The organism is Cytobacillus sp. FSL K6-0265, assembly GCF_038003465.1.
Taxonomy (GTDB): domain Bacteria; phylum Bacillota; class Bacilli; order Bacillales; family Cytobacillaceae; genus Cytobacillus; species Cytobacillus stercorigallinarum.
This window is the reverse complement of record NZ_JBBOPE010000001.1, coordinates 2,102,409-2,126,438: the sequence shown is the minus strand read 5'-3', so window position 1 is coordinate 2,126,438 and position 24,030 is coordinate 2,102,409. Positions and strand designations below refer to the sequence as shown.

Here is a 24,030-nt window from a genome sequence, read left to right as displayed (position 1 = left end):
CAAGAAAGTTATTGTTATTGATAAGTTTTACTTATGGTATTTCTAACAAATGATATGATAAACATAAAAACACCATAATTGAGAGAGGTTATCAATTACGGTGTGAAATAGACTTCATTTAATTATTATATTAAGAAAATAAACCATTCGTGTTTAATTGACTTTATTCGACTTTCTTAGCTCTATTTTTTATTTTCCGATTGTACTTGGTGTGTGATGGCATCCAAATCAGTTTGAAATTTAAGCAATTGCTCTTTTTGATGCTCAGATGCCACTTCTAGGGCATTCTGAATTTGTTCATAAGTTTCTGCTATTTCTTGAGATAGATGGTTGAGTTGTTGGCCATACGTACTCGCGTGTTTATCTATTACATCATACTGTTCTTCTACATCTTCCATACTTTGTTGTGCTGCTTGAAATGCTTGCTGTTTATTTTTATGATAAGGCATAACTTGTTTTCACCTCTTTTACTATTCTTACAATTAAATTGTTCAGAGTGATGATGAAATATACCGTATAAAAAATGGGGATTCTTTCATCCTATAAACAAAGGAGGGAAAAAAATGAATAAAAATGATGGTAAAGATATGAGAAAAAACGCTCCAAAAGGGGATAATCCAGGACAACCTGAGCCTTTAAGTGGATCTAAGAAAGTAAAGAATAGAAATCATTCGAGACAAAAGAATCACGCTCATCATGATATGTAGAAGTTTATTGGATGAAATGGAATAAGTGGTAAAAATCTGCTTAAATGAGTTCGGTATTGTATCGAACTCATTTCTCCTTATTTTAGCAACTCTCCGTATAAATTCATGATTGTTCTACTTAAACTTTTCTAAACTATTGTTCTGGGGCAGTTATCATAAATTCTTCCTTCAAAAACAATTAATTCATTAATAATCGATTGGCCATTCACATTACTTATGTATACGCATACATTATCATACTGGGGTGATATGTATGAATATGGAGTGGCAAAGTTGGTTAGAGAGCATGTTTCTCGATCCTTTAACCTCTTTTTTAGACGAGTCTATCTTTCGTATCGATGTGTTTGATACAGAATCAGCTTATATTATTGAAGCCTTAATTGAAGAAGATCGTTATCATCATGTGAAAGTCATACCAACAGGAGATCAACTTATAATTAGTGCTGTTGCAAAAAGTGATGGCGCAACCTATAGCAGAAAACTTACACTTCCTCATATTACAACTCCACTACGAATCGTTCACCAACATTCTATTTTGGAAATTTTCATAGACAAATAACTAGTAGATATTAGTTTACATAATAAATTTATGTAAACCTCTTTATGGTTACAGTTTGCGATTTAAAATGAACAAATTTACCTTTTAGTATGGATAAACTAACTCAATGAAAAACGCCCGCTTAACAAAAGGGGCGTTTTTCTTATCTTTATTTTATTTTTTTAGTTTATTTAACATATCCTCAGTCATTTTCGCGAGATCATACTCTGCTTTAAATCCCCATTCTTCTTTTGCAGCTGAAGCGTCAATGGCATTTGGCCAACTGTCAGCAATCGATTGGCGAACTGGATCAACATCATACGTTAAGGTGAATTCTGGTATATGTTTACGAATTTCAGCAGCGATTTGCTCCGGTTCAAAACTCATTGCTGTCACATTAAATGAATTACGATGTAATAATTTCGTAGGATCTGCCTCCATAAGGTTGACTATCGCATTTAATGCATCAGGCATATACATCATATCCATATATGTGCCTGGTGCAATATAAGATGTATACGCTTTGTTTTTCATTGCTTCGTAATAAATCTCCACAGCATAATCGGTCGTTCCCCCACCTGGTGGTGTTACGTAAGAAATTAATCCGGGAAAACGTAAACCACGCGTATCGACACCAAATTTATGGTAGTAATAATCAGAAAGTAGCTCTCCAGAAACTTTATTAACACCGTACATTGTAGTTGGTCGGCAGATGGTATCTTGTGGTGTATGATCTTTTGGTGTAGAAGGTCCAAAAGCGCCAATGGAACTTGGCGTAAAGAATTGCGCACCCGTTTCCCTTGCTGCTTCAAGTGCGTTCATCAATCCACCCATATTTAAATTCCAAGCAAACACTGGATTTGCTTCAGCTGTTGCTGATAATAAAGCAGCCATATGAATAATGGAATCAACTTGATGCTTCTTCGCCACTTCTAACATCGTTTTGCCATCTGTAACGTCTACCATTTCAAAAGGACCTGATGTAGCTGCCTCTGAGTCATTGCTTCTAATATCAGTTGCAATGACATGGTCTGTTCCATAGATTTCTCTCAATTTAAGTGTTAACTCTGAGCCAATCTGACCAAGTGCGCCAGTAATCATTATTTTTTTCATTTTTTCTCCTACCCTTTTCTAAACTCTTCCTAAAGGAGTGATTTTATATAATCTCTAATTCTTTTCCTACCGCTTCATATATAGTTAATGCTTGATCTAGCATTTCTTTCGTATGTGCTGCAGATGGCATATTCCGTACACGACCTGTTCCTCTTGGTACTGTTGGGAATACGATCGACTTTGCATACACTCCTGCTTCATTTAATTTCTTACTAAATTCTTGCGTTTTCACTTCATCCCCAATGATACAAGGTGTAATCGGCGTTTCACTATCACCGATATTAAATCCTAATTTCTTTAAGCCTGCCTTTAAGTATTCACTGTTTTCCCATAGCTTTTCATTTAGCGCTGTGCTCTCCATTAACATCTCAATCGCTTTCTTACTTGCAGCAGCATCAGCAGGTGTAACAGATGTAGAAAATAAGAAAGGTCTACTTCTTACCTTTAACCAATCGATTAATTGTTGTTTACCAGCTACATAACCACCAACAACTCCGATTGCTTTCGATAATGTTCCAATTTGGAAATCCACTTTATCAGATAGGCCAAAGTGTTTAACTGTACCAGCACCTTTACCTAATACACCAGAACCGTGAGCATCATCTACATATGTGATTAGATCAAACTCTTCCGCGATTTTAACGATTTCTGGTAATTTAGCAATATCTCCATCCATTGAAAATACGCCATCTGTAATAACCATTACTTTATTGTATTGCCCAGATTCTGTTGCTTCCTTTGCTTTTGCTCTAAGATCATCCATGTCAGAATGATTGAATCGAATAATCTTTGCTTTGGATAAACGGCAACCATCAATAATAGAAGCATGATTTAGCTCATCTGAAAGGATGGCATCATTTTTATCCATTACTGCAGAAATCGCTGCCATATTACAATTGAATCCAGATTGATAAGCGATAGCTGCCTCAGTATGCTTGAATTTTGCAAGTGTTTCTTCAAGCTCTACATGGATTTGTAACGTACCATTAATCGTCCTTACAGCCCCTGCACCAACACCATATTTATCAACCGCTTCTTTAGCAATTGTTTTTAACGTATCATTTGTTGCTAAACCTAAATAATTGTTCGAAGATAAGTTGATTAACTCTTTCCTGTTAATTTTAATGATTGGACCATTTGCACTTTCTAACGGGTCAATTTCGTTATATAACCCTTTATTTCTTAAATCCTCAAGATTTTCACTTAAAAATTGATTAAGAATATTGCTTGACATATTCCTTTTCCTCCTAGCGTTTCATCTTAATTTTCTTTTCAAAGCAGACAACTGTCCTCTTGAAAAACACAACTAATTCCTAGTCATGTATTTGCTATGTATAGGTTTTACAAATTATACTTTACCACATTTTAAATAATTGTACACATATAGAGGACATTTTTTCAAAGGAACTTTATTAGTTAATTTACCCATTTCCCTTGAAAAATGTTCATAACTAATTGAATTAACTGCGGTTTTTTTTTGAGCATTTATATCAGATTATAAATGGGGCTATGCTATGATGGAAACGTTAAATATTACATATGGAGGGGTTTTATATGAAAATTGCTGCATTTGTTGGAAGTAATCGCAAAGAATCAATTAATAAAAAGTTAGCTATATTAATGAAAGAACGTTATCAAGAAAAGCTAGAGATTGATATTCTCCCTCTTGAGGAGTTACCGATGTATAATCAAGATGATGAACTTGCACCACCAGCGGCTGTCATAGAAATTCGCCAAAGAATTAAAGATAGTGATGGGTTATTATTTTTAACACCTGAATATAATCATTCCATTCCTGCATTTTTAAAGAACGCCATTGATTGGTTTTCCAGAGTAGAAAAAGTTATGGTCAATAAACCTGCAATGATTGTTGGTGCAACGCCTGGTGCAATGGGAACTGTAAAAGCACAAATGCACTTGCGTCAAATACTCAACTCAGCAGGTGTTGGTGCTGTCACGCTTCCAGGAAATGAAGTTTTTATCGGTACCGTGCTTGAAAAAGTAGATGAGCAAGGAGAGCTTGTCCACGAACAAACTCTAGATTTCTTAGATCAGGTTGTAATAAATTTTATTAACTGGGCAGAAAAGGTAAAATAAAATTCATATCCTTTAATAGGTTAGCTATACATTTCAAACAAAAATCCGCATTGTACCAAATAACGCTCGTGTTATTGGTACATGCGGATTTTGTATTTGTGAAAAATTCGCACTCTTTTATCAACTAGAATCACGATTCAAAGTGTAATTGATAATTTCTTTCCGTCTTGCAATCATTTTTCACACATTTATGTCATGTAACATACTAGTATATTGGTGATTAAATTTATTGCACTCTCAACAGAGGATATATTACCAACAATATCGAAATTAAATTAATACAAAGACCTTATTTATAATTATTATAAAAAAGTATTGATTTTCGAATGAGAAGTGTTATTATTAATATATATCGTTAATATGTTAGTTATTCTCATATTTCGTTTATTTTTTCACTTTTTCTCATTTGCCTTTAAGTAGATCTTAAAGGCATTCACTACAATTACATCACTATAAATGAGGGTTATAGCATGAATAAAGACCAAATAGAAAGCTTGATTCCCTTATTAAAAGAGAAAAACTTAAGGGTTACACCACAAAGAATACAAATTTTAACAACACTAATTGACATGAATGGACATCCAACAGCTGAAGACATTCAAAAAAGAATACCTATTATTAGTCTCGCTACCATTTACAATAACTTAAAATTATTTGTTGAATTAGGAATCATTAATGAGCTACCTTATGGCAATGGATTAAGTCGCTTCGAATTTAGTCAGTCCAATCATTATCACGTCATCTGTGAATCATGTGGAAAGATCGCTGATATTAACTATCCAGAACTAACAGAAATTGAAGAAATGGTAGCTAATCTTACAGGGTTTTCCGTCAACAACCACAATATGGAAGTGTATGGGAAATGCCAAGAATGCATAGAGAAAGGATGATTCCTATGAAAAAAGAAGATAAAATTTGCCCAGTATGTAAAACAAAATTGATTAAGTTAAAGCATAGTACAATTTGCGCTTGTGGTAATAAGATTATGAAAGATAAAATTCCATCATAAAAAGCCATCGATATAGATGACTTTTCTCTATGATGACTATAATCTCGGGTCGACTTCATCTCCTTCGAGGGCAAGTATAGCGACAATACATTCATGAATTCGGCCTAATTCTTCTTGCTTCACAAAACGGTTTAACGCCTCTATTCCTAAAGAAAATTCTTGCAATGCTAATTTTTGTTTACGGTTTGTATTTCTTTTCTTCAACCGCTCTAAATTCTTCTCTTCTAAATAATCCATACCATATATGATTTGTAAATACTTTCTTCCCCTCACCTTTAATGCCGGCTGTAACAGTTTCCCTTTATCCCATATGGTAAACTGATTGGGCTTAACAACCATTCCTTCATGCCCTTCTTCAGTCATTTCCTGCCACCAACCAATTACTCGCTCCCAATTTGATTCACCTTCAATTAGTAAATAATCAGTACGCCTAAAAATACTGCATATTTCGGATAATTCTTCCACATGATCCATATGCCATATATGCGACTGTTCGTGATATACTCTCCCACTATGGGCTAGGATATGAAATGGAGCAATCACAATGCGATCAATGTCAGAAACCTCCCAGCAATACTTTTCATACACTTTTTGAAAACTTTCTGCACGTTCTAACTTTTCCTGATTTTCCTTTAACCAATGATTCTCAACTAGGGCTTCATTTAGTTCTTTATCCAAGATCATTCGATCTAGAATCGCGCTTTCGGCGACAAGATTATATTGTTTATTGATTAAGTCTTGTGCTTTTAAATTCCACGGCATGATTTCACAATCCAGTAACACAAAGTCTGTTTCGTACTTATCAAAATAATCAGTTCTCTTTAAACTAGATTGGATACCCGTTAAAATTTGCTCTTCAATATCCTTTTTAAAGAAACGTTTCCCACTTCTTGAATAAATCGCCCCTAAATTACTAATCCCAGTATAGTTAAAGGCCTCTTCCTCATTCTTAAAAATCAGTAAAATGCCACGTGAGCCCATATGCTTTTTCTCCACAATAAGCTGATTCACACCATGATCACGATAGTACTGAAAAGCTTCTAATGGATGTTCTAAATAATCTGGTAACTGACTCGGAATAGGAACAGGACTCATAGTTGGTGGGAGATAAACCAGTTGATTAAAATGGGTATCAGATGTCGATAACGAACCAATAACCGGCTTTATATATTTACTTTTCACACTCACATCATCGAATCCTTCTATTTGTACGCGATAACCTTCAATAAGTGCTTGTATATTAGGGGGCTGCAACCTCTTGTTCTTCCATTCTATTATTGGGTTATGCTCGACCCCGTTATAATTTTTGAGGGCATCAACTGAGATAAATGACTTCTCAGGGTATCGGTAAGCTGTTAATTTCCCTCCGAATACCACACCTTGATCAATATTAATCGTAGCATTGATATTGGTTGGATACGGTCTCGGATCATGGCCCCAAACAATCGTCATATGACCTGAATGATGATGATACCATTCATCTCTAATGGGCCTACCATCTTCCGTACTACTTGATGATTCACCATATCGACAATAATCGGATATTTGTTGGGAACTCTTCCCTATATACTCATCTTTAATCCCTGCATGCGTGCATACAAGCATTGGCACGCCGTCATCTTCGATTATATAATGTGCCGGAGCATTTCCTAAAAACTGAATGAACTCATCCTTCAATCGTTTTTGCTCTTCTTTTGAATAGGTTGCTAACCATTGATTGATTTCTTTAGCTGTCAATTCGTCACCATGTCGTAAAGTGACCTGATTTCCTTTTAACCATCTGTAAATTTTCCACCCGTGATTACTATCAATCATATAAGCTAAGTTATGATTAACATGATTCTTAAAAAATAAAAGCGTTTCTAAAGAGCGCGGTCCCCGACTCATAATATCCCCTAATGATAAAAACTTCCTCCCTAGGGGATGAGTATAAAGCCCTTGTTCATTTTCTTCATAACCTAACTTCTCTAATAATTGTAATAGCTCAGTAAAACAACCATGAATATCACCAATGATATCGATGCCTGCACCCACATCAATAGAAGGAACTTCATCCATTCGTTCTATTTCAAGAGAGTGATTCAATTCTTTTATTATATGAAGTTGATGATAACCTTCCGTCTTTAAATAGCGCTTATCGTATTGAAATCTTTTCATTTGTTGTTTAATGCGCTTTGAACCTCTAGGCATCGCTCGTTCATTATCTCTCACTAATAATGTATCCAAATCGACATCCAATACAATGGCGCTTACCGGCAAATGATGGCGATGTGCAAGGGAAATCAATTTTTTACGATCATCACTATTTATATTAGTCGCATCAATAAAACTACATTTATTTAAGCGACATCTTGCTTGTATGGTCAATTCTAGCAGTTCAAATGCCTCTTTAGAGATTCTTTGATACTGTTCAAATAAGATTTGCGCCTTCTCGCTATTTTTGTTTTCAACTGAGGTATACTCTTCATCTGCAACGATTTTTCTATATTTATCTGAACTTAAAACTTCTGACTCTTTTATTTGTCCACTATTGACCCATTTCTGCAACAATGTTGTCTTACCACTCCCAGAAGGTCCAATAAGTAAAACGACACCAGCGTTAGGAAGGGTTATTCTCTTCATATCATCACCCCTTTTTCAAAAACGACTATCTGAGTCGGCCCGCCTCGTTCATGATCAATCTCACCTATACTAGAAATGGTTGCTTTATAAGCATACATAGCAGTCATCTTCTCAACCCATGCATGTAATTCTGCTCTTGTCCATTCAAAACGATGATCATAATGGCGCATGGTTTCCCCAAGTTGATAAAGAGTATTATATTCTTTATTAGGTGTTGTTATAATGCAAACCTCAGGCTTATACTCTTGAAAAATAAGTTGCATGACCGTTTGCAGTTTTTCTTCAGCAATATGTTCGATTACTTCACATAAAATAAAGACATCTTTATTCTTTAATCCATCATCATAATAAAATACCGATCCCCATTTTTGTATCGGCATTAAGAAACCCGCATTTTCGGCAGCTTTGGCATATCTTTTTGTCGCCTTTAACGTTTCTCGTTCACTTGGTTCAACCGCGATTATTTCACTCACATGTGGTAAAAAGCCTAATCGAGTACTTAGTTTCCCTTCTCCACTACCCATATCTACGATCTTTCTAAGATGAGGTTTGGCTTGAATGATCTCGATGATCTTTTCATAACGTCGTTGGTTTAGCCCTTTTTGTTTCTTTTCCCGTTCAACCTTTCCCTGTTGAAAAATCGTCCCGTTTAATAACCCTTTATATTTTAGGGCGCGTTTATAAATCCATTCCTTCTGAGGATGATCCTCTAGCCAACCTTCACCGAAACGCTGGAGCTTTTCCGCTTCCTTTTCATCTATATAGTAGTGCTTATAATTATCAATAACTGGAATGAGAATAAATAACTGCCTTAATCCCCTTTGCAACGTTGTCTCACCTGTAACGGTTACATAAAGAGGACTGTTTTTCGTTTTCGATTGCACAGATACGGTAAATCCAAGCGGTGAAAACAACTCACGAAGATTCTTTACAGAAAGGTCTGTATTTACTGGCCCAAATGAAAACGAAAATTGAAATACCTGTTCCACATATGGTAAATATTCTTCCTTAGGTAAGCCATTTAGGGCTGTCGCAAGAGGAGAGCGTATTAGTGATAAAAACAAACTACTAACTGCAAATTCACGGTCATTAATATAATGTGTAATATCTAATTTCTCTCCGCCATCCCTCACTAAACTGATAGCATCCAAAACGGCGTAAATCGTTAGTTTCACCTCATTTGGAGTAAAGCATTGATAAAAGAGGCGTACTTTATGCCCTTTATATTCTCTTTCATATAGACGTTCAGGATGTTTCGCCAATAAAAAAGAAAGGACATTCGCTCCTTCTCCCTTTGCATGGATCGTTAATTGCATAACAATCCCCCTTTTATATGTATTTAAACCATATTATACCACTATCCATTCCCCTTAAGGAATTTTTCTTTTATAGATAAATATCGCCTCTCCCCTAGTTAAACAACGAGAAATCTAGTATGATTATTAAATGATTATGAAGAAATGAGGATTACAAAATGAGTTTACTTACAGTTGATCATTTAAGTCATACTTTTGGCGATCGAACATTATTTAAAGACGTGTCTTTTCGTTTATTAGCAGAGGATCACGTTGGGTTAGTTGGAGCAAACGGAGTAGGTAAATCTACTTTAATGAATATTATTACAGGGCAACTCATTCACGATGGGGGAAAAGTGGAATGGACACCTAATGTTCAATACGGTTATCTCGATCAACATACCGTTTTAACCCCTGGAAAAACGATGCGCGATGCATTGAGAGATGCCTTTCTTCCATTATATAAAAAAGAAGAAGAATTAAATGAAGTCACAGCAAAGATGGCAGATGCCACACCAGAAGAATTAGAAGTTTTGCTTGAGAAAATGGGTGAAATTCAAGACATGCTAGAAGCAGGCGGATTTTATTCAATCGACTTAAAAATAGACGATGCCGCAAGAGGGTTGGGATTAGATGCCATAGGTTTGGACAGAGATGTTGCAGCACTCAGCGGAGGGCAAAGAACAAAAGTCTTACTTGCCAAACTATTACTAGAGCAACCTCAAGTTTTACTATTAGATGAACCAACAAACTATTTAGATGTTGAACATATAGACTGGTTATCCAACTATTTAAAAGAATATCCATATGCCTTCATCTTAATCTCGCATGATACTGAATTTATGAACGGAGTCTCAAATGTCATTTTTCATCTAGAATTCTCTAAGCTTACTCGCTATACAGCTAGTTATGAAAAATTCTTAGAACTGGCAGAAATCAATAAAAATCAACATATTCAAGCATATGAAAAGCAACAAGAATTCATCAAAAAACAAGAAGATTTTATCGCAAAGAACAAGGCAAGGTATTCGACAACTGGCCGAGCAAAAAGTAGGCAAAAGCAATTAAATCGGATGGAGAGAATTGATCGTCCTGAAACAGCTGCTAAACCAACGTTCGAATTTAAAGAGTCAAGAGCGAGTAGTCGATATGTGTTTGAAGGCGAGAATTTTGAAATTGGTTATACCCATGCCCTATTGCCAAAAATGTCAATCACAATTGAAAAAGGGGATCGCATTGCCATTGTTGGTTGCAACGGTGTCGGAAAATCCACCCTCTTAAAAACGATGCTTGGGAAAATCCCAGCCATTAGCGGGAAAATTGAAAGAGGTGACTTCCTCTACCCTTCCTATTTCGAACAGGAAGTGAAAGGCGAGCAAATTACACCAATTGATGATGTATGGAACGAGTTCCCAGCGATGGATCAGCATCAAGTTCGTGCAGCTCTGGCTAAATGCGGACTAAAAAATGAACATATTTCAAGACCAATGAACCAACTAAGTGGTGGCGAACAAGCGAAAGTACGTCTTTGCAAGTTAATGATGAACGAAAGCAATTGGTTGCTGTTTGACGAACCAACAAACCACTTAGATATTACAGCGAAAGAAGAATTAAAAAGAGCCTTAAAAGCATATAAAGGTACCATCGTCCTCGTTTGCCACGAACCCGACTTTTACGAAGATTGGGTCACAAAAGTGTGGAATGTCGAAGAGTGGTCAGATGCAATGAAATAAAAAGAAAAAAAGCAAGATTCCTTTACAAGGGCAAATCTTGCTTTTTTATTATTTATTTACTCTTCATATATCATTTTCTTCGTCATACCACCATCTACAGTGATATTCTCTCCGTTCACGAAGTTATTTTCGGGATCGGTTAAGTAAAGACAAGCTTTAGCTATATCAGCTGGTGTCCCAACTCTCTTTGAAGGGTGCTGTTGATGATCTATTTCTCGAAGTTGCGCCTGTTCATTTGTCTCAATCCACCCTGGCGATATACAATTTACCGTAATGTGATAATCAGCTAGGGAAAGAGCTAATGCATGAGTTAAACTAACGATACCTCCTTTTGAAGCAGCATAGGCTTCTGAATGGATTTCAGACATTGCGGAACGGGTAGAAGCCATATTAACAACCGACCCTCCCATTTCGTTATGCTTCATATATTTCGCCGCTTCTTTCGTGGCTAAAAATACGCTTCTTACATTAGTATTGATGACGCGATCCCATTCATCTATTGTTAATTCGAACAAAGGTTTAAAGACAGATATACCAGCATTATTAATAAGAATATCTACTTGTCCATATTTCTCCACCGTTTCTTCCAATAATCGCTTAATATCCGCTTCTTCTTGGACATCTATCTGATAGCAATCAAGCCCCTTTGCTTCAAGCATTGCAAAGTTCGATTCATCCCAATCAGCTACTACTACGTTGGCACCTTCCCGTTTATAAGCGAGTGCAACACCTTGACCGATTCCATGCCCTGCACCAGTGACAATAACTGTTTTATTTATAAACTTCATTCACATCTCTCCTCATCTATTTAAAATGACTTGTCTATTATTTTAGATAAAAAGAAAAAGAGATGCCAGTATCAGCACCCCACACCAATCAAAAGATGAATGAAACTCTCTATTGTACATAAAATGAGCGAATAACTGTTCTTTCATAAGGTTCTCCTTGAAGTGTTTTACCTTTTATATCAATGGTCATATTATAAACACCACTACTTAACTTTGTAGTGAATTGCCCAATTGACCCTTTTTGCGAAGTATTTTGTACATTTAACGGTGCGACTACTTTATTGCCCTTCTTATCTACTAATGTCGTATTCATTGTGATAGATTGTATATTGTTGTTTGATTGTAAGGAGAAAGCAACTGGATTGTTAGAGAGGAGTGAATTCATCTTTAGTTCTAGATTATTTCCCCCTCCATGGGTAACATTCATCACATAGGCATTATCTTTTTTACTAGATGTTAGTTCCACTTGCCAACGACCTGCCTCAGATATAACGCCAGTAAAACTATGAGCTGCTGCCCCATTAAATATTTCTGCACTTTGAGAAGAGGAAACATAACTTTGATACTTTTTCCCAGTTGGCGAGATTAATTTAACCTTATCATCCTTCGTTGTAGTCCAGATTTGTATATTTTTGAGTTGTTCATCAACATGAAAGTATTGTTTATATGGTGCATTTCCTTGCCATTGCCCACCGTGAACATAGGAAGAAACCTGTTTAGACATATATGCGTCGCTACTTTTTATATCACCCGTTGTCACTCCTGCTACAGATGATGTCCGCAAATAGGGTTCAATTCTAGAAAATACAGCGGAGCCCATGCGAATTTTATCATGATCAAGAGAAGTGTCATTAAAGAGATGTGTACCATATGGTAATCTTGTACTCCAATCGTTAACTAAACCATCATTTTCACCTTCAGAGGATAAGTATTGGCCACCCATCCATAAAGCGGACAATGAAGGCCCCTTATTTGTTCCTGAAACAGTGTAATACTTATTTTTTGTTGCATTAGAATGATGATCAGTTAACGAGCGAAAGTGAGCCATTTCACCTATCTGTAAAGAATAGGTCCCATCATCTTTTTGCCCTAATAACGTTCCTAACCAGCCTGCCCACCAACTATAGGCAAGGTCAGCTAAATGCGAACCATGATGGGGTGAGCCTAATGTAATCACTCGACCGACATATGGGTGAGCACCATAATGAATAAGCGCCGCTTGTGTATCTGGTCCACCTTTACTGTGAGCGACAATATTTAATTTCTTTCCTTGGAAATGCCCGGAAATATCAGCAAGCATAGAAGCGAGAAGTTCACCGTTATCAAATTGGCTAGCCGAACCTTCTCCTGCGGCATCATGCAATTGCACAAACACAGTCTGATAGCCAGATTCGTACGCTTTTGTATACATATCATTCACACCATGGTATTCTGTTTCTTCATACCAACTAGTTGAGCTACCATTTTTTCCTTGAACAAAGACAATCGGGGGTTTACTAGCATCTAAATTCGGTGGTGTACTTCCGAGAAACCACTCTCCTGGCGTGAATACTTCCCCTGGTGGCTTAAGCTTTCCTTGAGGCGTAATTGTTTTAGCAGCATATACTTGAGAGGTTGTTAACATAAATAACGTGACGATGGCAATCGAAGCGACCATTTTTTTCACTTCACATTCCTCCCTCTATTCAGTTTGAAAGCAAAAATTGCTCCCTTAAAAGGGTTATGCAAGAAATCTTCTTTTCCTCCTGTAATATGTAAAAACACATCAAAAGATATAAAAAAAGAGTATGTAAGATACGAATAATATCCTACATACTTAAAACAATCTTTACACGATATAATCATATGTGTGCACGTCTGCTCCATTAATAAACGGATTTGTTTGCGATTTTTGCAAGATAACTAACTGATGCATTGCCCTCGTACACACAGTATAGAATAAAAAGCGGTCCCTCTCTTTTTTATATTGTTCACCATCAGGGATAACAACAGCATCAAATTCAATCCCTTTTGCTAAATAGGAGGGAATAATAGTAACTCCTTTTTGAAATTCCGTTGTTTTTTGATGGATAAGGTTCACATTATTAAAATGAGGCAATAATTGACTGTACCACTTCTCACATTGTTTCGCATTTCTAGCAATGATCGCAATCGATTCATGACCTAGTGAAACGGAGCGGCGAACGACATCGATGAGTGTTGTTAGCGCTTCATCCTCAGTCACATTTTTAATAACAGGCTTTTCGCCACTTCGGTTAAAAGGAATAATATCTTCATTATTCAACAGCAAACTTGATGTAAATGTCGTAATCTCTTTCGTTGAACGATAACTTTGTCTTAATTGATAGACTGTTGCTTTTTCATTACTAAAAAGAGCAGACTGGTTGTCAGCATGATAGTGGATGGTTTGATTCACATCCCCCAATAACGTCCACTTACTATACGGGAATAACTCTTTTAAATAGGCAAAGTGAAAGGGTGAATAATCCTGCGCTTCATCAATAAATATATGACGTACAGAAGTATGACCATCTTCCTTTAATAATTGTTGTTTTAAATATAAGTAGGGAACAACATCTTCATACAACATATCACCAGATGAGATGGCCTCTAATCCCGAATCATCTTCGTTATTTGTACGTAAAAACTCAACATACATTGCAACTACATCAACAAAATAGAAAGAATTGATTTGTTTCCGAAGCGGCTTAAGTTTCCTTTTCACAACCATTTTCATCAAATACGCCTGCTCGACTTCTGGTTGCAAAAAGCCTTCATCATCGATTTTCTGTGCTTTTTTATAGGCTTGTAAATAATCCTCTTTATCAAGTAATTCTACTTCATTCTCAACCCATGCCTTCTTCCGTTCTGCTTTTTCCTTTTTCTTTATGATAGCTAGGATCCATTCCTGTATAAGTTGCAGTCTGTTGGCGATGGAAATATGACTATCATAGGAATAAAACTTCTCAACTATTTCATCGACAGTCAACCATTTTTCATTATGAAAGGTGATATCCCGGAAAATCATCCCTTCTATTAATAAATGGCTAATATATTGATCCATAGAAGATTTATATTCAATTTCCCGGACTCTTTTTTCACTCGCATTATTTTCTTGAAGAAGTAATTCTAATTGATCTAGCGGTGTTTCTATCGTAAGCTTCGCATCAAACTTACTTTGAATGAAGTGCCAAAAAGTATCCTGCTTCATATTTTTCTCACCTAATTCCGGTAACACTTGAGAGACGTAGCTATTAAATAGCGGATTCGGCGAAAATAGGATTATATTTTCAGCATGCAATGATTTTCTATAATGATAGAGAAGGTAAGCGATTCTTTGTAATGCTGCTGATGTTTTCCCACTACCTGCTACTCCTTGGACAATAATTAAATCGTCTTTCACGTTGCGGATAATTGCATTTTGCTGCTTCTGGATCGTAGCAACAATACTTTTCATTTGTGCATTCGCATGTCCACCTAACACTTCCTGGAGCACACTATCGCCAATCGTTAACCCTGTATCAAATAATCCTTCAATTTTCCCCTTTTTTATAATAAATTGACGTTTTAATAACATTTCTCCCGTTATTGTTTCATATGGGGTATCATACTTTGCTTCACCAGGCGTGTAGTCGTAATACATACTCGCAACAGGTGACCGCCAATCGTAAATAAGAAACTGCTCATCGTTTGCATCCATCAAAGAGGCAATACCAATATAAATGGATTCCTTTTCTTCCCCATCTTCCCTAAAATCAATTCTGCCAAAATAGGGAGAGTCTTTTTGTTTCGACAATATGTTGACATATTGATCGAGCATGCCCATTCTCCGTTCCCTTTCTCCTAATAATTCGGCTTGCTGCTTCACACTTTGAAATGTCTCAATCACATCATCCATTTCCTCTAGGTTGACTGTCACATCATCCCAAAACCCAGTTTTTAAATGTTTCACATCCTTTTGTACGTGGTCGCGATTTTCTATATAAGCGACTTGCTTCTTATTCACTTCATGTATTATTCTATCGACCCTTTTTTGCTCTTCTTGTCGCTCTAGCATAAAATCACTCCTTGATAAAAATTAGTTGACACACCCCAATATTTTTGTTATTATTATATTGGATACTTTTACTCAATGATTTTAAAAAAGTCATACCTATGTATCATAGCATAGGTATTAATTAAGTATCAATAGCTATAAAATATTCACAATATTCAATCTATTTATAAAAGGTGGACACAATGAAATCAGATATAAATGTTTTACGCATACCTATTCCTACTCCCACTCTTTGGCCCTATACGACAACAAATAGTTATATTATCGGCAATAAAGAGGAAACTCTTATCATTGACACTGGTTATAATCAACCGATTACAAGAGAAACACTACAAACAGCACTAAAAAAACACGAACTCCCCATTCCGAAAAAAATCCTTCTTACCCATGGACATAAAGATCATTCACCTGGCGTGAAACAACTTCTTGATTGGCAAATACCTACATTTATTCATCCACTTGAAGAGCCCGAAATCAGAAGGAATGTTCAAATTGATAACCTCCACTACCTTTCTGATCACGAAGAGATATCTATAGGCGATGAATCTCTGATAGTATTACACCTCCCTGGGCATTCTCCAGGTCATTTAAGCTTTTATTTACCTTCTAAAAAGATTTTATTGGCAGGTGATAATTTAATTGAAAAGGGAACTTCGTGGATTGGTACACCTGATGGGAATATGAAAGACTACTTCATCACATTAGAAAAAATAAAATCATTATCGTTAACAATGGTTGGTCCAGGTCATGGTGATTGGATTCATAATCCGTACGAACATATTGAATATGTACTGAATAGAAGGAAGCAGAGAGAAGAACAAATTTTACATATTTTAAAAGACAATGAGCCCCTGTTATTACACGAAATTACGAACAAGATATATGATGGCCATATTCATCCTTCAAACAAGGTAGTTGCAGAAAAAACAACAGAAGCTCATTTAATTAAGTTAATAGACGAAAGAAAAGTTATACAGAATAGAAATGCTTACTCCATTTACTCATGAAGTGGCATCCAGCCAACTCATTGCTTTTTCAAGTGAGCGGATAGTCGGATGTATGAGTTTAATTTCACCCATCTCATATGCACGCAAAGCTTCTTTTGGATATATCCACCTGGCTTCTGCCACTTCGTAAGGATCAGGAATTGGTTGTTGCCATTTTGGAAGACGAGCAATAAAGAAACGTGTATCAAAACGTATGGGGCTTTTTGCAGGAGTCGTTTTATGGCCAATATATGTGAAGCAGCGACAATCAAGCGCGGCTTCTTTTTCTTTTAATAACTCGATAAAACTTATTTCCTTATTTAAGAGCCTTTTCCTATCGTGCAAACTCTCCTCTTCTTGAAATGAAAGCGGCTCTCCTTTTCTATCACATCCAAGGAAAACGCCAATTTCTTCATAGACTTCTCGTGCGGCAGCAACATAATAAGCTAATGGGATATTTTCTTGATCGGTTGGAGCAATTAATCTATTAGATAGGAGCGAGTCTTTCTCATCCACTGCGCCACCAGGAAAAACATAATGCCCTGCAAGAAATTTCATTGTTGCTGGGCGTTTCGTCATATATACTTGGCCTTGTTGATTGATTAATAAGACCGTTGCCGCTGGCTTAGGAATAGTTACCATTGTTTAGTCACACCTTTTTAGAAGAATATCATCTTATTCATTTATACTTCTCCAACGCTAGCAAAATTCCTCTCACTTGTTACTAACAATTATTCTCTTATTTGTCCATTGCCTTCAATAAAATATTTACTTGATGTTAGTGCTTTTAATCCCATTGGTCCTCGCACATGCATTTTTTGCGTGCTGATCCCAATCTCTGCACCAAAGCCGAATTCAAATCCATCTGTAAATCTTGTTGATGCATTATGATAAACAGCAGCAGCATCTACATGATTCAAAAAGGTTGCTGCTCGACTATTATTTTCCGTTATAATCGCTTCTGAATGCTTCGTCCCATATTGACGAATATGAGTAATGGCTTCTTCGACAGTGGCAACTGTTTTAACGCTCATTTTCAAACATAAAAACTCATTGTGATAGTCTTCTTCAGTGGCTAATGTCATGTGAGGCAAGAAATCTTTCATATATTGATCACCCACTATTTCAATTCCTTCGTTCTCAATATAAGCTAAAAATTCTCCCCCGTACTTTTCCAACCATCGAGTATGAATCAAAAGAGATTCGATACTATTGCACACAGACGGTCTTTGTTTCTTCGCATTTAATACTACTTTCTTCGCCATTTCTAATTCAGCGAACTCATCAATATACATATGGCAATTGCCTGCACCTGTTTCAATAACCGGTACGGACGCCTCACGTACAACCGTATCAATCAATCCTTTTCCACCTCTAGGGATAAGAACATCAAGAAAAGATTGAAGATGAAATAATTCTTTGGCAGCTTCTCTACTTGTATCTTCAATTAATAATACACTATCCCTTGGTAACTCCGTCGATTGTAATGCGCGATGAACAGATTGGACAAGCGCACGATTACTATGTAAAGCCGTTTTACTCCCTCGTAAAATCACACAATTATTTGTCTTTAATGCTAGTGCAGCAGCATCAATTGTTACGTTAGGTCTTGCCTCGTAAATCATACCTATCACACCAAGTGGGACTGACTTTTGTTGAATAATTAGACCATTTTCCTTCTTTATTGTCTGCAATACTCGATGAATAGGATCGTCAAGTTGTACGATATCAGTGACTGCTTGTGACATTGCCTTTATTCTAGATTCATCCAGCATAAGGCGATCGATCATACTATCACTCAAATGACGACGCGCCATACTTATATCTTTTTTATTAGCTAAACGGATCTCCTCTTGATCTTCTATTAATTGTTTAGCAATTGCCTTTAATGCTTGATTTTTTTCCTCGGTCGTAGCGCCAGTTAAACGATAGCTTGCTTTCTTTGCTAACTTACCTTTTTCATATACTTCACTTGCCATTTCCCACACTCCTATTCGTTTCTAAAACTAATTTATCGCGATGAATCACTTCTTTTATTCGTTTTTTCTCAAGTGATGTTTGCATGAGAAATTGACTTGAACAACTTACTTCCCCCTTAGCAATTAGTTTATTTTCAAACCTCACTTCAACAACCTCACCTGAATGAAAACTTCCATCAATTTTAACAATTCCAGGTGATAATAGACTTCCTCCACCATGCACGAGTGCTTTTTCGGCTCCTTTATCAACATAGATTTTTCCTTTGACCGTCGAATGAAGAGCAATCCATTGCCGCTTCGTATTAATATTTTTCATTTGCTGATTAGAAAGATAAGTACCATCTCCAGTTCCATTAAGGATGCTTATTAGTTTGTCTTCACCTTTACCAGTACCGATAAAAACGGGAACATTTAATTCCATAGCTGTTTTAGCAGCATTCAATTTCGAGTACATGCCTCCAGTACCCACTTTAGAGCCCGCACCATTTGCCGCTTTCATTTGTGCATCAGTAATTTCATTCAGAAAGTCAATTCGCCTTGCGTTAGGATACATAAACGGGTTTTGATCATATAAGCCATTAATATCAGTTAAAATCACAAGTAAATCAGCATGAACAAGCCCACTAACAAGTGCTGATAACATATCGTTATCCCCGAAAGTCAATTCCTCAATTGAAACAGTGTCATTTTCGTTAATAATCGGTATGACTTTACGATCTAACAGTTCCATAATCGTATCGTACGCATTTCTAAAGCGTACTTGATTGTTAAAGTCGGACCGAGTTAGTAAAATTTGCGCTGCTAAAGTGTCAAATTTCAATAAGGCTTCCATGTAACTTTGAATTAATAACCCTTGACCGATAGCAGCCGCAGCTTGTTTCCCTTTTAATGTAATGGGACGGGAAGAATAACCTAGTTTTCTAAAGCCTGCTGCTACTGCTCCCGACGATACGACAATCACTTCATGACCCATCCTCTGTATTTTTGCAAGTGCTAATATATGGTCAGTAAATTTATAACGGTCAATCTCTCCTCTTTCATTTGTTAATGAACTGCTACCTATTTTAACGATGATTCTTTTCTTCCCCATACGATTCATTCCTTTTAAGAGCAAGAACATCCATACGTTTAATGTCTTTTCTTCTCTTTTTAAAATAAAAAACCTAACTCAAGCCTTAATACATAAGGACGAGTTAGGTTTCGCGGTACCACCTTAATTGAATGCAACTTTTCTGAAACATTCCACTTTCATGAGTTAACGTCTCAATCACCGCTGATGGTTTTCATCAGACTATAGAGGCAGGTTCAATAGGTTGAAACATGGTGGAATCTTTCAGCTGATAAACCCCACTCTCTTTCATGCCAATTCCTATTTACTAGCCCTCTTTCAATCGTTCAGCTATTATTTTAATACTTTCTTCAATTAAAACGTTTCAATATTAAAACTATTATAGCAGATATCTTTCTCTTGAAAAGTATTTTTTTATCATAGTTGATGAAAATATTACCACATGAAAGAAGAGCGCAGAAATAAACGGTAAACTATTTACTTTTTATTCAGTTATTTTTCATCAGCTGCAATGCAATTACTTGATTGGATGAAAGTTCTTCTATTCTTTCTTGCGTATAGCCTAACGATTGTAAGACGCACTCCGTATTTTCCCCTAGTTTTGGCGGTGCTGTTTTCACCTCAGGTGTAGATTTGCTTAGATGAAAAGGGAGTCTTGGTAAACGTAAATCTTCAATTGTATCATGTGTTACCTGTTGCCACATGCCAAGGGCTTCTGTCTGTTTTGCATCAATGACTTCAGATATTTTCTTTACTTTGGAACTTGGGATACCCGCAGCGTTTAATTCCGTTACCCAATAGTCAGCCGTTTCCCTTTGAAGTATCAGTTCCATTTTTTCTTTTAAGATGAATTGGTTTTTCACACGATTTTTATTATCTATAAATCGCTGATCTGATAGCCACTCTATACTATTTAAAACCCGACATAATCTTTCAAATAACGATTGATTGGAAATGCCAATCATAATATACGTATCACTCGCCAAGTAAGCACCATAAGGAGCGAAAGCCGTGTGGCCAGAGCCGTTTTTCTGTGGTTCCTCTCCTGTCGCTAAAAAGGAAAGCATATGATAACTACTCCAAAATAAACCTGTTTCGTATAAAGAAGTAGAAACAAATTGCCCTTCACCTGTTTGCTTTCGATGCAAAAATGCAGATAGAATACCAATTGCACCCCACATTGCACTTCCTTGATCTAAAATAGAGACAGGTACTCTCGCTAGTTCAGCATTTTTTGCTCCGTTTATGCCCATGATACCTGTTTCTGCTTGAGCAATAGCATCATAGCCCGGTTGCAACTTTTGCGGTCCACTTTGGCCGTATGCTGATAATGAGCAATAGATGATTTGTTTGTTTATTGCCTTCAATTGAGCATAGCCTAACCCCATTTGCTCAGCTTTTCCTTGCCGGAAGTTTTCCACGAATACATCTGCCGATTCAACAAGATCATAAACAATTTGTTTCCCATCTTGTTTCTTAAGGTCGATGACAACCGACTCTTTATTTCGATTAATATGAAGAAAATATACACCTTCACCACTCATAAAGGGCCCCATCCCCCTGGCGTCATCCCCCGTACCCGGACGTTCAATTTTAATAATTTCTGCACCTAAGTCCGCTAGAATCATTGTTAAAGTTGGACCGGAAATATTAGTTGTGACATCAATGACTCTCATGCCTGCTAAAGGTCCCGTCATCCTTATCCCTCCCTGTAGTAAAAGAAATGGTACAAGTTAATAAGACCTTGGTAATCCCAATACATGCTGTCCGACAAAGCTTAACACTAAGTTATTGGCAATAGGGGCAACCTTAAATAATCTCGCTTCTCTAAATTTCCGTTCAATATTATATTCTTTAGCAAAACCATAGCCACCGTAAGTATCCATTGCCGCATTTCCTGCATTCCATGTCGCTTCAGAAGTAAGGTATTTAGCCATATTTGCTTCTGCACCGCAATTGACTCCCTCATCAAATAATTCAGCCGCCCTATCCCTCATTAGCTTTGCTGCTTGTATTTCCATATACGCCTTACCAATCGGAAATTGTACACCTTGATTCTGTCCAATAGGGCGATTAAAGACCACGCGTTCATTAGCATACTGCACTGAGCGATCAATAAAGTATAAACCATCTCCAACAGATTCTGAGGCAATTAATATTCTTTCCGCATTCATACCACTAAGAACATATTTAAATCCTATACCTTCTTCACCAATTAAGTTTTCTACAGGAATTTCAGCATTTTCAAAGAATACTTCTGTTGTCGCATGATTAATCATTGTATCAATTGGACGAATGGTTATTTTATCACTTTGTTCTTTCATATCTAGTATGAATAAACTTAAGCCGTCTGTTTTCTTCGCTACAGCTTCTTTTGGTGTGGTTCTTGCTAGAAGTAGCATTAAATCAGAATGCTCAGCTCTAGATGTCCAAATTTTCTGTCCGTTAACTATATATTTATCTCCTTGCTTTTGGGCAAAAGTTTCGATACTCGTTGTATCACTGCCAGCTGTTGGTTCAGTAATCCCAAATGCTTGGAGCCTTGCTTCGCCACTGGCGATTTTCGGGAGAAATCTTTGTTTTTGGTCTTCACTACCATGCCTTAGGATGGCACCCATTGTATACATCTGGGCGTGGCAAGCACCCGCATTCCCACCTGAGCGATTAATTTCTTCTAACACGATACTCGCTTCCGTCATTCCCAAGCCAGCTCCGCCATATTGTTCTGGAATAAGAACGGAAAGCCAGCCCTCATCTGTTAAGGCTTGAACGAAACTTGTTGGATATTCTCCCCTTTCATCCGTTTCTTGCCAATACGTTTCCGGAAATCTCTCACATAAAGTTTTCACACTTTTTCTAATCATGTCATGTTCAGTATTGACTTTCGTCTGTGCCATTTTTACCCTCCTTTATTTTCCTTGCCATTGTGGTTTTCTTTTTTCATTAAAAGCATAAATTCCTTCTAAACGATCGCTAGAATTAGCACAACGATAATATGCTTCTAATTCTAGCGCGATTCCCGTAGATAAATCGCAATCTGCTCCTTTATTAACAACTTTCTTTATTGCCTTTAATGAAAGTGGAGCATTTTCAGCAATTTCTGAAGCCAACTTAATCGTTTCTTCTAATAAATTTTCTTCTCTGCAAACTTTATTCACGAGTCCATATTTTTCAGCTTCTATAGCACTGATTCTTTTACCGGTAAATAAAACTTCTTTCGCTATCGCAAGTGGTAACACTCTTACGGCCATTTGTGTGCCACCAATTCCCGGTATAAGACCGAGTTTCGCTTCAGGTAAACCGAATGAAGCGTTTTCATTTGCTGTGCGCATATCACAGCTTAGTGCAATCTCCATACCGCCACCCAGCGCATAACCATTTACAGCACAAATAACGGGAAAAGGAAACTCTCGAATTAATTCAGTTACTCTTTCAAAAATATCATGTTGCTTTTTCCAGTCACTTTGGCTCATACCGTTTCGTTCTTTTAAATCAGCTCCAACACAAAAGCTTTTATCTCCCTCTGCTGTTAAAATAATGACACGTAAATCTGGATCATATTTTAAGCTTTCTAAACTTGATACGATTTCACTTGCCATTTTTGTATTCAGTGCATTCATTGATTGTGGACGGTTTAAACGTAAAATAGCAATTTGATTATGATGGATTTTTTTTAGGCCAATCGTTTCATATGTCTCAACCTTCATTTATATCCTCCTTTTTGCCTTGAATGAGCATTAATTTCATCCTCAATCATGGCCATAGTTGTTCTTGGTTTAGTATGATTCAAAAAAGAAAGGGGAGCGAATACATGCTCATTTTTCGCCAAATGTCATAGATGGACTTGTGGAGATGCATGGTGCATTCCCATTCAGTAACTTAGAGGGTCGTTTTAAGTGATATTTTAATGGCTTGCTAGAAAACTTACATTAGTCAGCGCAGCTTCTCGCTGTTTCTCTCGAGCTGTATTGTTCGTCTTCACTCTGCTTAATAATGGTTACCTATAGGATACTGTATCCAATTTTTAATTGCAATAT

Annotated in this window: 20 protein-coding genes; 6 read left to right on the top strand and 14 right to left on the bottom strand. The window is 36.7% G+C overall.

Annotated elements, in window-relative coordinates:
* Positions 1 to 182: 182 nt before the first annotated feature.
* On the bottom strand, positions 183 to 449 hold the full coding sequence (locus MHH73_RS10860) for a hypothetical protein (RefSeq protein ID WP_191811720.1): 267 nt from the start codon (positions 447 to 449) through the stop codon (positions 183 to 185).
* A gap of 114 nt (positions 450 to 563) precedes the next feature.
* On the opposite strand from MHH73_RS10860, the gene MHH73_RS10855 reads away from it, so the two are divergent.
* Both MHH73_RS10855 and MHH73_RS10850 read left to right on the top strand, forming a co-directional pair.
* The gene (locus MHH73_RS10855; RefSeq protein ID WP_191811722.1) at positions 564 to 707 is read left to right on the top strand and encodes a small acid-soluble spore protein P; all 144 of its coding nucleotides are present in this window, start codon (positions 564 to 566) and stop codon (positions 705 to 707) included.
* 253 nt (positions 708 to 960) lie between these two features.
* Entirely contained in the window at positions 961 to 1,266 is a 306-nt protein-coding gene (locus MHH73_RS10850) for an Hsp20/alpha crystallin family protein (RefSeq protein WP_191811724.1), read from the top strand.
* A gap of 153 nt (positions 1,267 to 1,419) precedes the next feature.
* Here the strand turns inward: MHH73_RS10850 and MHH73_RS10845 are convergent, their stop codons facing one another.
* A complete protein-coding gene (locus tag MHH73_RS10845; protein WP_191811726.1) occupies positions 1,420 to 2,358 on the bottom strand; it encodes an L-threonine 3-dehydrogenase in 939 nt (312 codons plus the stop codon).
* A gap of 43 nt (positions 2,359 to 2,401) precedes the next feature.
* On the bottom strand, positions 2,402 to 3,592 hold the full coding sequence (locus MHH73_RS10840) for a glycine C-acetyltransferase (protein WP_191811728.1): 1,191 nt from the start codon (positions 3,590 to 3,592) through the stop codon (positions 2,402 to 2,404).
* A 320-nt stretch (positions 3,593 to 3,912) separates the two neighbouring features.
* Between MHH73_RS10840 and MHH73_RS10835 the strand changes: the two genes are divergently transcribed.
* Positions 3,913 to 4,455 (top strand): NADPH-dependent FMN reductase, encoded by a 543-nt coding sequence (locus MHH73_RS10835; protein WP_191811730.1) that lies wholly within the window; start codon positions 3,913 to 3,915, stop codon positions 4,453 to 4,455.
* A 470-nt stretch (positions 4,456 to 4,925) separates the two neighbouring features.
* Positions 4,926 to 5,345 carry a Fur family transcriptional regulator gene (locus MHH73_RS10830; RefSeq protein WP_191811732.1) on the top strand — a complete coding sequence of 140 codons (420 nt, stop codon included), beginning with the start codon at positions 4,926 to 4,928 and terminating at the stop codon, positions 5,343 to 5,345.
* A gap of 155 nt (positions 5,346 to 5,500) precedes the next feature.
* Here the strand turns inward: MHH73_RS10830 and MHH73_RS10825 are convergent, their stop codons facing one another.
* Together MHH73_RS10825 and MHH73_RS10820 are read right to left on the bottom strand one after the other, a co-directional pair.
* Positions 5,501 to 8,086: an AAA family ATPase gene (locus MHH73_RS10825; protein WP_191811734.1), complete on the bottom strand. Its 2,586-nt coding sequence runs from the start codon at positions 8,084 to 8,086 to the stop codon at positions 5,501 to 5,503.
* A complete protein-coding gene (locus tag MHH73_RS10820; RefSeq protein ID WP_191811736.1) occupies positions 8,083 to 9,402 on the bottom strand; it encodes a 3' terminal RNA ribose 2'-O-methyltransferase Hen1 in 1,320 nt (439 codons plus the stop codon). Before MHH73_RS10820 ends, MHH73_RS10825 begins: the two co-directional genes overlap by 4 nt.
* Before the next feature lie 158 nt (positions 9,403 to 9,560).
* Between MHH73_RS10820 and MHH73_RS10815 the strand changes: the two genes are divergently transcribed.
* The gene (locus tag MHH73_RS10815; RefSeq protein ID WP_191811738.1) at positions 9,561 to 11,114 is read left to right on the top strand and encodes an ABC-F family ATP-binding cassette domain-containing protein; all 1,554 of its coding nucleotides are present in this window, start codon (positions 9,561 to 9,563) and stop codon (positions 11,112 to 11,114) included.
* A gap of 56 nt (positions 11,115 to 11,170) precedes the next feature.
* On the opposite strand, the gene MHH73_RS10810 is transcribed toward MHH73_RS10815, so the two are convergent.
* The 3 genes from MHH73_RS10810 to helD all read right to left on the bottom strand — a co-directional run bounded on the left by MHH73_RS10810 (position 11,171) and on the right by helD (position 15,959).
* Positions 11,171 to 11,902, bottom strand: coding sequence for an SDR family NAD(P)-dependent oxidoreductase (locus MHH73_RS10810; RefSeq protein WP_341066728.1), 732 nt, complete (start codon positions 11,900 to 11,902; stop codon positions 11,171 to 11,173).
* A 109-nt stretch (positions 11,903 to 12,011) separates the two neighbouring features.
* Positions 12,012 to 13,526 (bottom strand): esterase/lipase family protein, encoded by a 1,515-nt coding sequence (locus MHH73_RS10805; RefSeq protein WP_445662542.1) that lies wholly within the window; start codon positions 13,524 to 13,526, stop codon positions 12,012 to 12,014.
* A 204-nt stretch (positions 13,527 to 13,730) separates the two neighbouring features.
* Positions 13,731 to 15,959 carry an RNA polymerase recycling motor HelD gene (helD, locus tag MHH73_RS10800; RefSeq protein WP_341066726.1) on the bottom strand — a complete coding sequence of 743 codons (2,229 nt, stop codon included), beginning with the start codon at positions 15,957 to 15,959 and terminating at the stop codon, positions 13,731 to 13,733.
* A 182-nt stretch (positions 15,960 to 16,141) separates the two neighbouring features.
* On the opposite strand from helD, the gene MHH73_RS10795 reads away from it, so the two are divergent.
* Positions 16,142 to 16,966 carry an MBL fold metallo-hydrolase gene (locus tag MHH73_RS10795; protein WP_191811745.1) on the top strand — a complete coding sequence of 275 codons (825 nt, stop codon included), beginning with the start codon at positions 16,142 to 16,144 and terminating at the stop codon, positions 16,964 to 16,966.
* On the opposite strand, the gene MHH73_RS10790 is transcribed toward MHH73_RS10795, so the two are convergent.
* The 6 genes from MHH73_RS10790 to MHH73_RS10765 all read right to left on the bottom strand — a co-directional run bounded on the left by MHH73_RS10790 (position 16,961) and on the right by MHH73_RS10765 (position 23,700).
* On the bottom strand, positions 16,961 to 17,587 hold the full coding sequence (locus MHH73_RS10790) for an NUDIX hydrolase (protein ID WP_191811747.1): 627 nt from the start codon (positions 17,585 to 17,587) through the stop codon (positions 16,961 to 16,963). The genes MHH73_RS10795 and MHH73_RS10790 overlap by 6 nt on opposite strands.
* Positions 17,588 to 17,676: 89 nt before the next feature.
* Positions 17,677 to 18,924: a glutamate-5-semialdehyde dehydrogenase gene (locus tag MHH73_RS10785; RefSeq protein WP_191811748.1), complete on the bottom strand. Its 1,248-nt coding sequence runs from the start codon at positions 18,922 to 18,924 to the stop codon at positions 17,677 to 17,679.
* Entirely contained in the window at positions 18,914 to 20,014 is a 1,101-nt protein-coding gene (gene proB / locus MHH73_RS10780; RefSeq protein ID WP_341066720.1) for a glutamate 5-kinase, read from the bottom strand. Before proB ends, MHH73_RS10785 begins: the two co-directional genes overlap by 11 nt.
* A 467-nt stretch (positions 20,015 to 20,481) precedes the next feature.
* Entirely contained in the window at positions 20,482 to 21,690 is a 1,209-nt protein-coding gene (locus MHH73_RS10775) for a CaiB/BaiF CoA transferase family protein (protein WP_341066718.1), read from the bottom strand.
* 36 nt (positions 21,691 to 21,726) lie between these two features.
* Positions 21,727 to 22,890 (bottom strand): acyl-CoA dehydrogenase family protein, encoded by a 1,164-nt coding sequence (locus MHH73_RS10770; RefSeq protein WP_341066715.1) that lies wholly within the window; start codon positions 22,888 to 22,890, stop codon positions 21,727 to 21,729.
* A 12-nt stretch (positions 22,891 to 22,902) separates the two neighbouring features.
* Positions 22,903 to 23,700: an enoyl-CoA hydratase/isomerase family protein gene (locus MHH73_RS10765; RefSeq protein ID WP_191811756.1), complete on the bottom strand. Its 798-nt coding sequence runs from the start codon at positions 23,698 to 23,700 to the stop codon at positions 22,903 to 22,905.
* Between the last annotated feature and the right edge of the window lie 330 nt (positions 23,701 to 24,030).

Excerpts from the sequence above, each read along its gene's own strand:
- MHH73_RS10820 (WP_191811736.1), bottom strand. The coding sequence starts at position 9,402 with ATGCAATTAACGATCCATGCAAAGGGAGAAGGAGCGAATGTCCTTTCT.
- MHH73_RS10840 (WP_191811728.1), bottom strand. The coding sequence starts at position 3,592 with ATGTCAAGCAATATTCTTAATCAATTTTTAAGTGAAAATCTTGAGGAT.
- MHH73_RS10860 (WP_191811720.1), bottom strand. The coding sequence starts at position 449 with ATGCCTTATCATAAAAATAAACAGCAAGCATTTCAAGCAGCACAACAA.
- MHH73_RS10775 (WP_341066718.1), bottom strand. The coding sequence starts at position 21,690 with ATGACGGGACCTTTAGCAGGCATGAGAGTCATTGATGTCACAACTAAT.
- MHH73_RS10795 (WP_191811745.1), top strand. The coding sequence starts at position 16,142 with ATGAAATCAGATATAAATGTTTTACGCATACCTATTCCTACTCCCACT.
- MHH73_RS10825 (WP_191811734.1), bottom strand. The coding sequence starts at position 8,086 with ATGAAGAGAATAACCCTTCCTAACGCTGGTGTCGTTTTACTTATTGGA.
- proB (WP_341066720.1), bottom strand. The coding sequence starts at position 20,014 with ATGGGGAAGAAAAGAATCATCGTTAAAATAGGTAGCAGTTCATTAACA.
- MHH73_RS10785 (WP_191811748.1), bottom strand. The coding sequence starts at position 18,924 with ATGGCAAGTGAAGTATATGAAAAAGGTAAGTTAGCAAAGAAAGCAAGC.
- MHH73_RS10765 (WP_191811756.1), bottom strand. The coding sequence starts at position 23,700 with ATGAAGGTTGAGACATATGAAACGATTGGCCTAAAAAAAATCCATCAT.
- MHH73_RS10850 (WP_191811724.1), top strand. The coding sequence starts at position 961 with ATGAATATGGAGTGGCAAAGTTGGTTAGAGAGCATGTTTCTCGATCCT.
- MHH73_RS10810 (WP_341066728.1), bottom strand. The coding sequence starts at position 11,902 with ATGAAGTTTATAAATAAAACAGTTATTGTCACTGGTGCAGGGCATGGA.
- MHH73_RS10845 (WP_191811726.1), bottom strand. The coding sequence starts at position 2,358 with ATGAAAAAAATAATGATTACTGGCGCACTTGGTCAGATTGGCTCAGAG.
- MHH73_RS10770 (WP_341066715.1), bottom strand. The coding sequence starts at position 22,890 with ATGGCACAGACGAAAGTCAATACTGAACATGACATGATTAGAAAAAGT.
- MHH73_RS10790 (WP_191811747.1), bottom strand. The coding sequence starts at position 17,587 with ATGGTAACTATTCCTAAGCCAGCGGCAACGGTCTTATTAATCAATCAA.
- helD (WP_341066726.1), bottom strand. The coding sequence starts at position 15,959 with ATGCTAGAGCGACAAGAAGAGCAAAAAAGGGTCGATAGAATAATACAT.
- MHH73_RS10815 (WP_191811738.1), top strand. The coding sequence starts at position 9,561 with ATGAGTTTACTTACAGTTGATCATTTAAGTCATACTTTTGGCGATCGA.
- MHH73_RS10855 (WP_191811722.1), top strand. The coding sequence starts at position 564 with ATGAATAAAAATGATGGTAAAGATATGAGAAAAAACGCTCCAAAAGGG.
- MHH73_RS10805 (WP_445662542.1), bottom strand. The coding sequence starts at position 13,526 with ATGTTAACAACCTCTCAAGTATATGCTGCTAAAACAATTACGCCTCAA.
- MHH73_RS10835 (WP_191811730.1), top strand. The coding sequence starts at position 3,913 with ATGAAAATTGCTGCATTTGTTGGAAGTAATCGCAAAGAATCAATTAAT.
- MHH73_RS10830 (WP_191811732.1), top strand. The coding sequence starts at position 4,926 with ATGAATAAAGACCAAATAGAAAGCTTGATTCCCTTATTAAAAGAGAAA.